Origin of the sequence: Candidatus Clostridium eludens (assembly GCF_045310515.1) — a bacterium.
Lineage (GTDB): Bacteria > Bacillota > Clostridia > Clostridiales > Clostridiaceae > Clostridium_B > Clostridium_B eludens.
The window spans coordinates 54664-70026 of the sequence record NZ_JBJHZX010000022.1 but is presented as its reverse complement, the minus strand read 5'-3'; the positions used below and the strand labels follow the sequence as shown (position 1 = coordinate 70026).

The 15363-nt window shown below is 28.8% G+C and carries 13 protein-coding genes; 12 read left to right on the top strand and 1 reads right to left on the bottom strand.

The annotated features are described in order from the left end of the window. Window positions 1-11: 11 nt before the first annotated feature. The 6 genes from ACJDU8_RS14965 (at window position 12) to ACJDU8_RS14940 (ending at window position 6916) form a co-directional block, all read left to right on the top strand. Window positions 12-521, top strand: a complete 510-nt coding sequence (locus ACJDU8_RS14965) for a hypothetical protein (protein ID WP_406792957.1) — start codon at window positions 12-14, stop codon at window positions 519-521. Continuing rightward, window positions 518-1774, top strand: a complete 1257-nt coding sequence (locus ACJDU8_RS14960) for an HMA2 domain-containing protein (RefSeq protein WP_406792956.1) — start codon at window positions 518-520, stop codon at window positions 1772-1774. Before ACJDU8_RS14965 ends, ACJDU8_RS14960 begins: the two co-directional genes overlap by 4 nt. 59 nt (window positions 1775-1833) lie before the next feature. After that, complete coding sequence (locus tag ACJDU8_RS14955; RefSeq protein WP_406792955.1) at window positions 1834-2091, top strand: hypothetical protein; 258 nt, start codon at window positions 1834-1836, stop codon at window positions 2089-2091. A 36-nt stretch (window positions 2092-2127) separates the two neighbouring features. Next, window positions 2128-4317 carry an HAD-IC family P-type ATPase gene (locus tag ACJDU8_RS14950; RefSeq protein WP_406792954.1) on the top strand — a complete coding sequence of 730 codons (2190 nt, stop codon included), beginning with the start codon at window positions 2128-2130 and terminating at the stop codon, window positions 4315-4317. Between the two features lie 111 nt (window positions 4318-4428). Beyond that, window positions 4429-5895 carry an aminotransferase-like domain-containing protein gene (locus ACJDU8_RS14945; RefSeq protein WP_406792953.1) on the top strand — a complete coding sequence of 489 codons (1467 nt, stop codon included), beginning with the start codon at window positions 4429-4431 and terminating at the stop codon, window positions 5893-5895. A gap of 403 nt (window positions 5896-6298) precedes the next feature. After that, window positions 6299-6916 (top strand): LysE/ArgO family amino acid transporter, encoded by a 618-nt coding sequence (locus ACJDU8_RS14940; protein WP_406792952.1) that lies wholly within the window; start codon window positions 6299-6301, stop codon window positions 6914-6916. A 34-nt stretch (window positions 6917-6950) separates the two neighbouring features. Here the strand turns inward: ACJDU8_RS14940 and ACJDU8_RS14935 are convergent, their stop codons facing one another. Next, the gene (locus ACJDU8_RS14935) at window positions 6951-7427 is read right to left on the bottom strand and encodes a DsrE/DsrF/DrsH-like family protein (protein WP_406792951.1); all 477 of its coding nucleotides are present in this window, start codon (window positions 7425-7427) and stop codon (window positions 6951-6953) included. 179 nt (window positions 7428-7606) lie between these two features. On the opposite strand from ACJDU8_RS14935, the gene amrA reads away from it, so the two are divergent. From amrA to htpG, 6 genes are all read left to right on the top strand, one after another. After that, complete coding sequence (amrA, locus tag ACJDU8_RS14930) at window positions 7607-9013, top strand: AmmeMemoRadiSam system protein A (protein WP_406792950.1); 1407 nt, start codon at window positions 7607-7609, stop codon at window positions 9011-9013. Window positions 9014-9029: 16 nt separating this feature from the next. Next, entirely contained in the window at window positions 9030-9884 is an 855-nt protein-coding gene (gene amrS, locus ACJDU8_RS14925; protein ID WP_406792949.1) for an AmmeMemoRadiSam system radical SAM enzyme, read from the top strand. 148 nt (window positions 9885-10032) lie between these two features. Then, window positions 10033-11013, top strand: coding sequence for a D-isomer specific 2-hydroxyacid dehydrogenase family protein (locus ACJDU8_RS14920; protein WP_406792948.1), 981 nt, complete (start codon window positions 10033-10035; stop codon window positions 11011-11013). A gap of 258 nt (window positions 11014-11271) precedes the next feature. Then, window positions 11272-11748, top strand: coding sequence for a DUF6323 family protein (locus tag ACJDU8_RS14915; protein ID WP_406792947.1), 477 nt, complete (start codon window positions 11272-11274; stop codon window positions 11746-11748). Next, window positions 11745-13058, top strand: coding sequence for a DUF6179 domain-containing protein (locus ACJDU8_RS14910; protein ID WP_406792946.1), 1314 nt, complete (start codon window positions 11745-11747; stop codon window positions 13056-13058). Before ACJDU8_RS14915 ends, ACJDU8_RS14910 begins: the two co-directional genes overlap by 4 nt. Window positions 13059-13328: 270 nt before the next feature. Continuing rightward, window positions 13329-15203 carry a molecular chaperone HtpG gene (gene htpG / locus ACJDU8_RS14905; RefSeq protein WP_406792945.1) on the top strand — a complete coding sequence of 625 codons (1875 nt, stop codon included), beginning with the start codon at window positions 13329-13331 and terminating at the stop codon, window positions 15201-15203. The last annotated feature ends 160 nt before the right edge of the window (window positions 15204-15363 follow it).

The window sequence follows — 15363 nt, the reverse complement described above, 5'->3', positions numbered from 1 at the left end:
GCTATAAACAAATGGATAACAATGAAACACATACAATAGAAACAAAAAGTGGTACTAACGGTTCAGCAGAAAAAATTGAAGAGCTGCAGAAGAAAATGGAGCAGGAACTTATTGATTTGCAGCAAAAATACAGCAAAATAAGTGAAAAAATAGAAGAATTACAAAATAATAAATTAGATGTAAAAAATAGTATGAAAATTATGAATGATAATTTTGGAAATATAAGTAAAAACGTTGAAAATATATTATCTAAGCTTGATAATATTAATATAAAAGAGAAAAATTTAAATGATGATCATATTATAGACGATAGAATTGACATTTCTATGAAAAAGATAATATTTAATCCTTTGAGAAAGCTGGCAGTAGGAACTGTGGCTTCGGTCCTTGCAGTAACAGATAAAGTAACTGAATTAACCTGTGGAGCTAAAGAAGGATTAGAAGATATAGTGGCAGAAGTACAGTATCAACGTAGAAAAAAACACTTGGCTAACATGGATGAACCTGAAAGTGTAAAATGATCAATTTAAATTTTGGCAGAATAAGGATTATATCCTCCTTACCGGGAAGGCTTAGGGCTAATGTATCTAATCTTTTTAGAAATGATAAAATAGCGGTTAATATAAAAATTATATTAATTAAATCAAAAGGTGTGTTTTCTGTTAAAGCAAGTAAAATAACTGGGAATGTTCTTATTAACTATGACGCTGCACATATATCTGAAAATGAGATTATAATTCTTTTAGAGAAGTGCTTGAATATTAAACAAAAATTAGAAATTACTGCAGATGTAAAGGATAATTCTTTATACAAAATAATATTTCATACATTAAATCCAGTGTCATTACTTAAGAAAAGATGGCCTGAGGAAATATATAGAAGTGAATATATAAGTTCTAAAAAAATAATGAATATTTCATTAATTACGTCAAGTATTACACTTTTATTTACTAATAGTATATCTAAAGCTTTTTCAGTACTTATTTTAGGTTATCCAGGAATTTTATTTGCTGTAGCTTTAGTTTCATATTATTATGCATCATCAAAACTAAGATACAATGATATATATTTAAAAAATTACCATTGCTTTTATTTAATAGGTAATATTAATTCTTTGTGGATAGATAGTAGATTATTTTTAAGGGAATCTTATAAATACAATAAATCATTATCACATTTAAGCAGAATGGATTTTGAAAAGCTTGTAATATTAGGGCAATTAGAAAACCCTATTTCTGATAGAATGCAATCAATTGTAGAGAACATGCGTTTACTAGGAATTAACGATATCTCTATAATTGGAAATTATAGAGATGCTATTATAGATTATATAAGCCATTATTTGGGAATAAATATATTAGATTATGAAGTTTTAAAAGATAAAGCTAACTATAATTTTAACAATAAAACAAAAGATAAAAAAGCTTTACTAGTCACAAGTGAATTTTTGGAACAATTTCCAAGATATTTACGTTATGATCTAGTCATATGTATATATAAGAACCATACTATTATGATGGATATGTCAAAAGGTAATATTAATTTTGAATGTAATTGTATGGATAAATTACCTTTAATGATAAAACTAAGCTATTTTTGTACTGAAATAAATATTCAGACTAAAAATATTGCTCTAACATTAAATATAATTGGAATGTTATTATCAATTATGGATTATTTAAATCCATTAAATTCTATAGTATTTTATAGCTTTAATACTTTGATTTCAATTTTAACTTTGAAATTTAGATTGAAGCTTTATAAACTTGAATAGTATATTTTTTATAGGCAAAATAATTAATGACTAGAATATTATTGGCAAGGGGTTGCTGTATGAAAGATAATAAGGATAATTCAGCTAATCTAGTAGTATTAAATAATAACTTAGATAAAGTAGAAGAAATATTACAAGATTTGTTGATTTTTAGTTTAGAAGAAATTAAAGATAACCCATCTTCTGAAGAAAGAATAGTAACTTTATGGTGTAATTCTATAAAGAATTTTAATGACTTCTTTTTTCAAGAATTTGAAAGAACAAATAATAAAAAGTTGTATAAACGTATAATTAGGCTATTAATGTTTAAACGTTAATAATTATAAATTTTAAAAGGGAGTTGTATTTTAAAATTGAAAGAAATAAACATACTACCCGGGCGTATTAGATTTAAAACTAATAAAATCTATAGAAACAAAATATTGGCTAAACATATAGATATATACGTTGAAAATATGTATGGAGTAAAATATAGCAGTGTAAATTGCAATACTGGCAGCATTCTTGTAGTATATGATGAAGCTAAAACAAATATGAAATTAATTAAGCATGGTATAGAACAAGTTTTAGCATCTAAAATAAATCATAATTCTACGGATCTGGATTCTTATAACTTGTATTATGATATTAAAGGAAAAACAAGTAAAGTTAAGACTAAACTTACATGGTCTATTTTGGTTTATCTGTTATTTAAGATGAAAAATTCCATATTTGGTAAATTTTTTATTAGCAGTAGTATAGGTGCATTAGGAGCAGCTTCTGCAATTACCATCATAGGAGGGTATCCTCTTTTTAAAAACGTTTATAAAAAGTTTACGAAACATATTCATTCTAATTCAGAATTTATCTTAAAGTTAGCGGCTGTATGTCTTACTGTTTTAAGGGAAAGTACAGAAGGTTTATTATTAATTGTCTTAATTGATCTTAGCAATTACATAAAATTGTCTGCTGACTTAAAATACCAGAGATTACTAAAACACAATATGGTTACCCCACCTAATACTGCATGGATTATCACTAGTACTGGTGATGAAATGTTAACTTCAATTCATTCATTACAGTTAAATGATATTATATATATCCACAAAGGTGAACTAGTTCCAGTGGAAGGAGAAATTTTAGATGGCAGCAGTTTGATTAGCAATCTTTATCGCACCGGTCAACCTACTGTATTTCCTATGAGTAAAGGAAATACAGTGTATCAGGGTGCTGCAGTGTTATCCGGCAACTTAAAAGTTCGCATAACCAATATTCCTCAGGTATTAAATAAAGAGGATATATCTTTTGAACAATTAAATTTGAATAAGAGAGTGATTAAATTTGAAGATAGAATTGTACCCATTGCTGCTTTATTAGGAATTACATGCTATATATTTACAAGAAACATATTAAATGCTTTATCAATAATATTGGTTTTATGTCCGGAATCATCTGAACTAGCTTTGACTACGGGAATAAAAAATTATATTCATTTATTAAGTAAGTATAATATATATCTTAGGAATCCTAATACTTTTGAGAAAATTGCAGGTACCAGCAGTGTAGTATTTGATAAAACAGGTACATTAACTTATGGAAATATGGAAATTATAGATGTACAGTCCTTCGATAAAAGCTATACTAATGAAGCTATACTTAAAATATGTGCATCTTGTGAAGCCTCCAATTATCACCCTATATCTGTTACTTTCCAAAATGAGTTACAAAAATCACATAATATAGATAAAATGCAGGTGACTAAAGATTCTTCAGTAGAAACTGAGTTTCATAAAAATAATTATGCTTTAAAAAATGTACAGAATTCCATATTGATACCGTCAAAAGGAATAAAGGCCATATACAACAACCATACAGTACTAATAGGAAATGATAAATTCTTTATAGAAAATAATGTGGCTTTAGATAATGTACTAGATAAATACTTGCATTACAAAAAGAACTTATACACGCCTATTCTTGTCAGTTTAGATGGCAAACTTACAGGTATAATTATAATGCGAGAAAGTATACGGCATAGTTCTTGTGAATTAATTTCCAAACTTAAACTTGAAGGTATAACAAATCTGTCTTTATTAACAAGCGATAGTTATGATAGGGGCAAATATGTTGCTGATGTATTAGATATAAATAATACCTATGGAGATTGTAATGATGAAGAAAAATTAAGGGTTATAGAAAAGCAAAAAATATACAATACAGTGATGATGGTAGGAGATGGCTTAAATGATGTTTCTGCAATGAGAGCTGCAGATGTAAGTGTGAGCTTTGCAGATTCATCCTGTGATCAAGTTAAATTAAATTCAGATTGTATCATATTTGAAGATAATATCAGTAGATTAAATGATTTAATTACATTATCTAAAAATTCCTATAAAATAATAGATATGAATATAAAAATAGCAAATTTATATAATATTACATTTGGTGTTTTAGCATTAATGGGACAATTTAGTGTATTTGCTGCAAAATCGATAGATACAATAAATTCCATTTTGGTTTTAGTTCTTAATGAAAGAATTAAGTGGATTTTCCCCAAAACTTAATTAAAGGACCATAGTACTTTTAGTTTTAGTAAATTTCAATTACATATATTTTAAAATCTGCCTTTATGATATTATGTAGTAAGTGTTTAGACTAAAGAAGGTGCAATATAAGTGATAGATATTAATTGGAAACCAGATAAAAATTGTTCCGAAACCTTATATAGGCAAATTGTAGATTATATAATCCGTGAGATATCTAGTGGAAACTTTGCCATAGGTACTAAAATTCCTTCTCAAAGAGAACTTGCAGAGATATTTGAAGTAAACAGAAGTACTATAGTTGAAGCCTTAGATGAATTGAAAAGTAGAGGTTTTATTGAAGGTAATAAGGGGGGCGGTACCAGAGTAATAAATAATACATGGTCTTTGTTTTCTTCAAAATCGGAATTGAATTGGAAGAATTATATTGAAGGAAGTATTCATAAGCCAAATCTCCGTACCATTCAAATGGTTAATAAGCTGGAATATGCAGAAAATATAATTAGACTTGGAACAGGAGAACCAGGCCCTGATTTATTTCCTAAACATATGATGAATAAAGTTTTAAATAAATGTTTAAACAGAATTACTTCTTTAGGTTATCTTGAAGGAAAAGGGTTGCTGGAATTAAGACAGATAATTAGTGAATATCTTAAAAAGTATGGTATACATGTGCCGCATTCTTCCATACTAATTGTTTCAGGAGCACTTCAAGCACTACAGCTTATATCACTAGCTCTTTTACCTCCAGGCTCTAAGATACTTGTGGAGAATCCATCCTATTTAAAATCTCTACATATATTTCAATCATTAGGTATGAATTTAGTTGGTTTGAAAATGGATACAAAAGGTATTATTCCTGACGAAATACAAAAAAATAGAGGGAACAAAATTACTCAAATGCTATATACTATTCCTACCTATCACAATCCGACGGGGATTGTAATGACTGAATCCAGGCGTGTGGAAATTTTAAGATGCTGCGAAAATTCTAGAATTCCTATTGTTGAAGATGATGTTTATAGAGAATTATGGATAGAAGAACCTGCGCCTATGCCTTTAAAGAGTAAAGATAAGAATGGAAATGTTTTATATCTTGGAAGTATTTCAAAATCTCTTGCGCCAGGTTTCAGAATCGGATGGATTGCAGGTTGTGAAAATGTAATAGAGAGATTGGCAGATATAAAAATGCAGACAGATTATGGTTCAAGCTCTATATCTCAATTGATGATAGCGGAATGGATAAGCAGTGGCTTATATGAGGAGCATCTTAAAAAATTTAGGACAAAATTGAAATTTCGTCGAGATAAAACCATAGAAATTCTAAATGATAATTTTAAGGATATAGCTTCATGGAACACTCCTAAAGGTGGGTTTTACATATGGCTTAGATTAAAATACAACATATCTATAAATAAATTGTTTTCAGAGGCAATAAAGGAAAAAATTCTTATTAATCCTGGCAGTATGTATGGCTTTTCAAATAATCAAAATTTGAGAATATCTTATTCTTACGCTCCAATTACGGAAATGGAAACTGGTCTTAAAAAGTTATCCCATATAGTTAGAAAACTGATAAAACAAGGAAGCAGTTGTTAAATAAATTTAAAGATTTAACAGCTGCTTTTTATCCGATCGCTACACCCCCATCGCACTCTGTGAAAGCGATTCACACAAAATTAAAAATTTTGGTTCTCTACTTTTCTATCAAAGTGGGGGATAAGCACTGCTATGCGCCTGGATAAGTTCTTCCCCTAAAGGATAACGTATTCTAAGTGCTAAAGACACTAAGAATACTGTTAATAATGTTCAGCTGGAGAAAAGCAGTTCTCGTAAGCAAACTCCACCTGAACCTAAGAATCACTTGATATATTTGGTTGGTAAAATTTTTATTTTCTTGGTTGGAGATAATATTTTTGTTTACTATTATAATTTGTATTAGATTTTTTAAAATAAGGCGTTTTAAGATACCTAAATTTAATACATGGGAAGTGAAAATATTATGTTGAGATATTTAATTCAAGGATTCGTACTTGGTCTTAGTTATGTTGCACCTATAGGTATGCAAAATTTATATGTGATAAACACAGCCCTAGTTATGAGTAAAAAAAGAGCGTTTGAAGTAGCGTTTATCACCATATTTTTTGATATAACTTTATCCGTTGCAAGCTTTTTCGGAATAGGTGTACTCATGGACAAGGTTTATTTTCTTAAGCTGTCAATTTTTCTTTTAGGGACTATTGTTATTTTTTATATAGGAGTAACCCTTATTAGGTCTAAACCTAAGCTGTCAAATAATAAAGTAGATATGAATATATCTTTATGCAAAGCGGTAGTAGGCTGTTTTACAGTAACCTGGTTTAATCCTCAAGCTATAATAGATGGTTCTTTGCTGCTGGGAAGTTTTAGAGCTGCAATGCCTTTATATGCTTCTAAATTTTTTGTTATTGGAATGTGCACAGCATCTTTTATATGGTTTATTTTTCTTGCTGCTGTTTTTTCTAGATTTAAAAATATTTTTAATGAAAATGTACTTAGAAAAATAAACATAGTCTGCGGCAGCGTAGTGCTTTTTTATGGAGTAAAACTAGGTTACAATTTTTTTAAACTCATATTTTAAAAATGGGATTTCTGTTAAGGAAATTTAGATGTCTTTAAATAAATAGCTGCATATCTGAATTAACAGCATCTTTTAAATAATCCTTTGCTTCAATTATTTCGACTTCAGGAAGAAGTTCTTCCTTTTTAAATCCCATAATTTCTACTGAAAGCTTACAACCATAAAACTTAACTCCTTTTTTTATTGCTCCTTTTAAAAAGGCTGTGATGCTTGGAGTATCATCTTCTTTCATCATAGCTTTCAGCATTTCTTTTCCTAAACCGCTAAAATTCATTTTTGATAATGGTAACTCTTCAATACCTCTGGGAGTCATGATGGAAAACATTTTTTCATAAAGACTTTTATCTTCTGAAAGAGGAGCTTTAGGATCTCTTACAAGAAGAAGTCCCCAAAAGCCAAAGAATATTGATACATCTATATCTATTTCTTTGGCAGAGTTAGCTATAATCAAGCCGGCAAGAGCCTTGTCATAATCTCCACTAAATATAAGTAAATTTAATTTTTTATTCAAATAAATCACCCCTTAATTTTATAAGCCATCTGACTTAGCATGTATTTTTGGATACTTGATATGAAGTTAGTTTAAGCTTTATGAAAAATTTTATTCAAATTTGGACCATATATTGCATAATTTTTAGTTTTCTAATATTATTATAGAAAACTGCAAATATTATTATAGAGGTGATTTTTTTGGGTTTACAAGGTTTTTATTTACTTCCACACCCGCCAATTATACTTCCAGAGGTAGGAAAGGGAGAAGAAAAAAAGATTAGTAATACAACAAAGAGTTTTCATATAGTGGGAGAAGAGATCGGAAAAAAGGCTCCCGGTACAATTATACTTGTAACTCCCCACGGTGTTATGTTTAAAGATGCTATTGCACTTAGTTATGAAAGTGAAATTTCGGGAAGTTTAAAGAATTTTGGTACACGGGATGTTTCTATGAAAATACCAGTTAATAAGTCTCTTACCAGTAAAATATATGAACTTGCATATAAAAATAATATACCTGTTGTAATGGTTACCAACTCTCTCTTAAATAAGTATAATACTTCTCTTTTTCTAGATCATGGGGCCATGGTTCCTTTGTATTTTATCAATAAATACTATAAGGACTATAAACTTGTGCACATAACTTATGCCCCTCTGAGCCAGATTGATTTATACAAGTTTGGAATGGATATAAATAAAGCAGTAGAAGAATTAGAAGAAGAAGTTGTGTTTATAGCAAGTGGAGATCTATCCCACAAATTAAAGGAAGAAGGACCTTATGGATATAGTCCTTTTGGAGAGAAATTTGATAAAGAGTTTCTTGGTTATTTAGAAAATGGTGATGTAGAAGGTATTCTGGGCATGAATGAGGAAACCATAATTAATGCAGGAGAATGCGGAAGATCTTCCACTCTGGTTTTGCTTGGAGCATTAGATGGCCATAAATTTAATGGGGAACTTTTGAGTTATGAAGGATCTTTTGGAGTAGGTTATGGAGTAATGAGATTTGATGTTTTGTCGGGAGATGCTTCGAAATTAGAACATATGGAGTTACTTCGCAGTGCTGACTATGAAAAAAGAAAAAGGGAAAGCAATCCTTATGTAAGGCTTGCAAGAGAAAGTCTTGAGACCTATTTAAATACAGGAAAAGTTCTTAAAAAACTTCCTGAGTATATAACAGATGAAATGAAAAATACTAAAAGGGGAGTATTTGTGTCCTTAAAAAAGTATGGAGACTTAAGAGGGTGTATAGGTACTATATTTCCTACAACAAATAATATAGCAGAAGAAATTATACGTAATGCTATTGAAGCAGGGTTTAATGATCCAAGATTTTATCAAATAGAAAAAGAGGAACTTTTAGATATTATTTTTTCAGTTGATATTTTAACAGAACCTGAATCTTGTTCTAAAAAAGAGTTAGATCCAGAGAAATATGGTGTAATTGTAAGGAAGGGAAGAAAGACAGGACTTTTACTGCCAAACTTAGAAGGTGTGGATACAGTAGAAAAGCAGCTGTCAATTGCTTTAGAAAAGGCAGGTATAAAGCCTCATGAAGAATACAAAATAGAAAAATTTAAGGTGATCAGGTATAAAGACTATTAAAAAGAAGGTTGATATAGTGAAAATAGAAGCTTTGTTTTATGAAAAAATTAAAGATAAAATACATTGTTTTTTATGTCCTCATAATTGCATAATTGAAGATAAATGCTTTGGAAAATGTAATGTAAGAATCAATGAAAATGGAAAGCTTTTCACTATAAATTATGGTGAAATTACCTCTGCGGCACTAGATCCCATAGAAAAAAAGCCGCTGCACTACTTTAAGCCATCCAGCTGCATTCTTTCAATAGGGAGTTTTGGATGTAATTTCACCTGTGATTTTTGTCAGAATTATAATATTTCCCAGTTTATAGCTGAAAGCAAATTTGTGTCTAAAGCAAATTTGGTAGATACTGTAGTGGAGTTGAAAGACAGTATAGGGGTAGCTTTTACTTATAACGAGCCTGCAATTTGGTATGAATATGTATATGACTGTGCCAGACTTTTGAAAGAAACAAATCCTAATTTAGATGTAGTACTTGTTACTAATGGATATATAAGTAATGAACCTCTGGAGAGACTTCTTCCTTATGTAGATGCTATGAATGTTGATTTGAAAAGCTTTAATAAAGAATATTATAAGAACCTTTGTGGGGGGAGTTTAGATCCTGTACTAAAAACCATTGAAAGGGCCGTAAAAGCCTGTCATGTGGAAGTTACCACATTGTTAGTCAGTGGAGAAAATGACAATTTGGAGGAAGTGGAGAAAATTTCAAAATTCTTAAGTTCCATAGATGATAATATTCCACTGCACCTTTCTAGATATTTTCCAAGGTATAAATTTAAAAGTTCTCCTACGGATGTAAAATTTATGAAAAAAGCAGAAGAAGTGGCAGAAAGGTATCTTCATAAAGTGATCTTAGGAAATATATAGTAATGTATCCATATAAATATATATTTGTCCTAAAGTTACCCAGGAGGTATATGATATAATATTATTTAGAAATAGTCACTTTAAAATATAGATAAATTTAGGAATAAAATAATTACTGCAATTGTTTTGAGAAAGGAAGTCGAAAATAATGAAAATACTAGCGTATAGTCATAGAGCTGATGAAACTATATATTTTCAGAAGTTTAGTGAAAAGTATAATATTGAAGTAGTGCTGTGTGATGATGCACCTAATATGGAAAATGCAGATCTGGCAAAAGGATTTCAGTGTGTAAGTATTATTACAACTCCTGTTCCAGCTGAATTAATAAAAAAGTTTCATGAAGTTGGAGTAAAGTTTATATCTACCAGAACTATTGGTTATGATCACATAGATATTAAAAAAGCTAAAGAACTAGATATTCATATAGGAAATGTAACCTATTCACCAAATGGTGTAGCTGATTATACTCTTATGATGATTTTAATGGTAATACGAAAAATGAAATCTATTATAGAATGCAGTAATGTACAAGATTACTCTTTAAAAGGTGTACAAGGCAGGGAATTGAAAAATTTAACCGTAGGGGTTATTGGAACTGGAAAAATTGGACAAACAGTAATTAAATATTTAAGTGGATTTGGGTGTAAAATAATAGCCCATAGTTTACATGAAAAAGAAGAAGCAAAAAAATATGCTGAATATGTTTCATTAGAAGAACTTTTTAAAAATAGTGACATTATTACATTACATATCCCCGCTAAAGAAGATAATTATCACATGATTAATAAAAATTCCATAGAAATGATGAAAGATGATGTATGTATTATTAATACGGCACGAGGGTCTCTTATTAATACTGGTGACTTGATTTGTGGCATTGAACAGAAAAAAATTGGAGGGGCAGCTTTAGATGTCATTGAACATGAATCTAATCTTTATTACAATGATTTGAAAGGTCAGATATTAGACAATAGGGAACTGGCAATTTTAAAATCTTATCCTAATGTAATTATTACACCTCACACAGCTTTTTATACGGATCAATCTGTAAGCGACATGGTGGAAAATTCTATTTTAAGTTGTATTTTATTCATGGAAGGAAAGGAAAACCCTTGGGAAGTTATATAATAGAGTAGAGAAGAGTTCTTAATCTGAAATTTGAGAATTACTTTATAAATAATTAAGACAACAGAAGTGTTGTCTTATAAAATATGTTTAAAAATAAAAAAACAGTAAAATTAACTACTGTGGACTTGAATTTATGTTTAATTATGATATAATGAAACATGTATAAAAATAACATCATACCAAACAACTTAATCATACCATATTCAAAGGTATATGTCAAGTGTTTCGTTCAAATTCTTTTAAAAAGGAGAGATAATTATGAGCATGCCTGAAATATTTCATTCTCTTAGTGATTTTAAAAGATTAAATGCTGTAAATGAGCTTTTAAAATTAAATACCTATTTAAAAAAACAAAATCTTACCCTGACCCTAGAAGATATGAAAGATATTTTAAACACAAGAAATTTCACTTTAAAAGCCCATGGTAGAATTGAACTAGATATCAACTTAACAAAAGATATCATAAAAGAACTCGGAAACTCTCCATATGTAAACCAGCATAATTTAGTTGAAAGTATTAATGATATATATGAAATATTCCATTATATAAAAAATTGTACATCAGATTTTCTGGGGGATGAAGAAATATTTAAAGCTGTAATGTTTTTTTATAATAAGGTCTATAATGGTTCAATAGAACTTTTAAAAGGAAAGGGAATTGAAAAAATTATCAGTAACTTCAAAAATAATAAATATCTTACCAACATAAATGATGAGGAGGATAATGAATTTTGAAGACCTTATCTGAAAATATAAATATAGAAATTTTCTCTATTTTTAAAGAATTAATGATAAAATATACAAGAGGCCAAAGTAGTTCTATAAAAGAAGACAGTGCAGTTAATATTTTAAGTTCAATATACTATTCCATAAATACATTTATAAAAAATTATAAAAATCGCCAAAACTTTTCTTCCTTAATGTCTGAAAAAGGTGTTAGTACAATATACAAAGAAGGTCTTAAAATTCTTGAAAGTTGTGTTGAGGATTGCAGGATATGTTATGAATATATAAAAGAAAATAAGCTTAACATTCCTCTTGAGGTTTATAACGATACAGTAGATGTTGGTCTTTGTGATTTTTTTAACAATTATGATATAATATTTGATGCGCAAGATATACCATGTAGTATGGATTATCCTCTTATTTTTGATGATATGAACATGAAGGGGATTTTTTATATAAAACAATATCTTGAAAAATTAAAAATTGAGACTGAATTTTGTAATCTTTTTACACAGTCATCTATTAGAAAGATACTTAGAAATTATGGCAAAAAATATAGAATAAATATTATAAAATCTCCAATTAATGTGTTTGAAGTACTCCTTCAACAGTCTGTTTTCATAGCTTTATCTAAAAGTAATGAAAAAACTCTTGAAATTTCAGTATGTCATGTTGAAAACATTACAAGAATTCTTTTTCAAAAAAGTGATGATGAACTTATATGTATTATAAATAAAGCCTTTAAGGATGTAATAGAGAAATTTAATATTAAAAATAAAAAACTTGTAGATTATATAGGTAAATGTAGAGAATCATTTACAATAAGGTTTCTAGCGGCGTATGAAAGTGGTAACATTTTAAATATGATTATTATGGGAAATAAAAAATTTGAAAAACACAAAATAGTGTTTAATGAAGGTAAAAAAATGAATGATTACAGGTTTGCCTATATTGTAGATGCTGTAATGAAATGCCCACATATTAAGGATAAACTCAATATTATATGTTCAAATTTACATTCACTTGAAGATTATATAGACCTTCTGGATTCTCAGTGTTTGTTTGGTGATGAATATATAGAAGTATTTAAGGTTTTGGATGATATGTCACTTGCAGTGCTTGGTAAAACAGTATTCTATGATGATTTAAGATGTAATTCCTTTGAATTATCATCTGAAAGGCTACTTAAATGTAAAAATAACATGGAGTCAGAATGGCAGAATTATTATGTTGAGTTTTTATTAGGTTTACAAAAAAATAGAATAGAAAACATAGAAAAAATAATAGTTAAAATTGACATAGATGAAGATTTAATGTAAAAATATATTGACAAAGAAAAAATAATTGCTAAAATAAAGTTAGCACTCAAGTATTAAGAGTGCTAACAAAGAAGAAAAACTTAAATACGTTAAAGTCCTTTTTATATAAGGTTATATAAGAATTATATATGGATATCTATGTAGTAATATAGTATATAGTCAAATATAGTATCAATTACATAGATTTCATGTGATCTACAGGTAGAGTCTATGTTTTAATAAAGGTTTTAACACCTATATACTAGATATATAAAGAAAGGAAATGATAAAATGACTGCAAAACAATTTAAAGCAGAGTCAAAGAGATTACTTGATTTGGTTATTAACTCTATTTATACAAATAAAGAAATATTTTTAAGAGAGCTCATATCCAATGCAAGTGATGCAATTGATAAAAGCTATTATCGTTCACTTGTTGATGAAGATGTCAGTTTTAACAAGGATGATTTCTATATTAGAATTACTGTGGATAAGGAAAAAAGGACACTTACAATTGTTGATACAGGTATAGGCATGACAGAAGAAGAGCTGGAAAATAACCTGGGTACTATTGCAAAGAGTGGTTCTTTTGCATTTAAGAATGAGAATGAATTAAAAGAAGGAGTAGATATTATAGGTCAATTTGGAGTTGGCTTTTATTCTGCTTTCATGGTGTCTGATTTGGTTACGGTAAAAAGCCGTGGTATTAATTCAGATAAGGCATATAAATGGGAATCAAAAGGGGTAGAAGGATATGCTATTGAAGGCTGCCAGAAAGAAGAGGTAGGAACTGAAGTAATATTAAAAATTAAAGAAGATACTGAAGATGAAAAATATGATGAACTTTTAGATGAGTATAAAATAAAATCTTTGATTAAGAAATATTCAGACTTTATAAAATATCCTATTAAGATGCTGGTAAAGAAAAGTAAATTAAAAGAAGGCAGTGACAAGGAATATGAAGATTATTTTGAAGATGAAACCTTAAACAGCATGGTACCAATTTGGAGAAAAAATAAGAATGAATTAAAGGCTGAGGATTATGAACAATTTTACATGGATAAGCATTTTGGCTATGAAAAACCTATTAAAACAATTCATGCCAGTGTAGAAGGGGTAACAAGTTATAACACATTACTCTTCATTCCAGCAAGAACTCCTTATGATTTTTATACAAAGGAATTTCAAAAGGGGCTGGAACTTTATTCAAATGGTGTATTGATAATGGAAAAGTGTGCAGATTTATTACCAGATTATTTTAGTTTTGTGCAGGGACTGGTTGATTCTGCAGATCTTTCTCTTAATATTTCAAGAGAGCTTCTACAGCATGATAGACAACTGAAATTTATTGCTAAAAAAATAAAGGATAAGATTAAAAGTGAACTTTTATTAATGCTTAAAAATGATAGGGAAAAGTACAACGAGTTTTATAAAAACTTTGGTAAACAGCTTAAATATGGTGTTTATTCTGATTTTGGAATGAATAAAGATGTACTTAAGGATTTACTTATGTTTTACTCTTCCACAGAGAAAAAGCTTGTAAGTATTGATGAATATATTTCCCGTATGAAAAATGACCAAAAGTTCATATATTATGCAACAGGTGACAGTGCAGAGAAAATTGATAAATTGCCGCAAACTGAACTGGTTAAAGATAAGGGCTTTGAAATATTGTATTTTACTGATGATGTAGATGAATTTGCTATTAAAATGCTTGTGAATTACAATGAAAAAGAATTTAAATCTGTTTCTAGCAAGGATTTAGGTTTTGAATCTGATGAAAAGGCAAGTGAAAAAGAAACAGAGGAAAATAAAGAATTATTTGATTTTATGAAGGAAACTTTAAAAGATAAAGTGAAGGAAGTCAGAGCATCCAAAAGATTAAAAACACATCCTGTTTGCCTTGCAAGTGATGGAGAGTTGTCTATTGAAATGGAAAAAGTGCTTAATATGATGCCGGAAAGTCAAAATATTAAAGCTGATAAAATTTTAGAAATAAATACAAGTCATGAAATGTTTAATGCTATTAAACAGGCATTTGTAGAGGATAAGGATAAACTAAAACTCCTTTCAAATGTCTTATATAACCAAGCATTGTTAATTGAAGGGCTTTCTGTAGATGATCCTGTGCAGTTTGCAAATGACGTATGTTGTCTGATTAAATAAAATTGAAAAAGGAAGTTAGGAGAAAAGGTGGTTTCTATGCTGTATAGGAATCATCTTTTTTAAGTTATATTGGTAGCTAGGGACATTATTGTATTTCTTATTTCTTTGTGCTACTATAGATGTTATTAATATTTAAATAAATTGCATAAATTTTCAAGTG

What these genes read in the sequence shown, in the direction of transcription:
- ACJDU8_RS14965 (WP_406792957.1), top strand. Translation starts at nt 12, where the DNA reads ATGGATAACAATGAAACACATACAATAGAAACAAAAAGTGGTACTAAC.
- ACJDU8_RS14960 (WP_406792956.1), top strand. Translation starts at nt 518, where the DNA reads ATGATCAATTTAAATTTTGGCAGAATAAGGATTATATCCTCCTTACCG.
- ACJDU8_RS14955 (WP_406792955.1), top strand. Translation starts at nt 1,834, where the DNA reads ATGAAAGATAATAAGGATAATTCAGCTAATCTAGTAGTATTAAATAAT.
- ACJDU8_RS14940 (WP_406792952.1), top strand. Translation starts at nt 6,299, where the DNA reads ATGTTGAGATATTTAATTCAAGGATTCGTACTTGGTCTTAGTTATGTT.
- ACJDU8_RS14920 (WP_406792948.1), top strand. Translation starts at nt 10,033, where the DNA reads ATGAAAATACTAGCGTATAGTCATAGAGCTGATGAAACTATATATTTT.
- ACJDU8_RS14915 (WP_406792947.1), top strand. Translation starts at nt 11,272, where the DNA reads ATGAGCATGCCTGAAATATTTCATTCTCTTAGTGATTTTAAAAGATTA.
- htpG (WP_406792945.1), top strand. Translation starts at nt 13,329, where the DNA reads ATGACTGCAAAACAATTTAAAGCAGAGTCAAAGAGATTACTTGATTTG.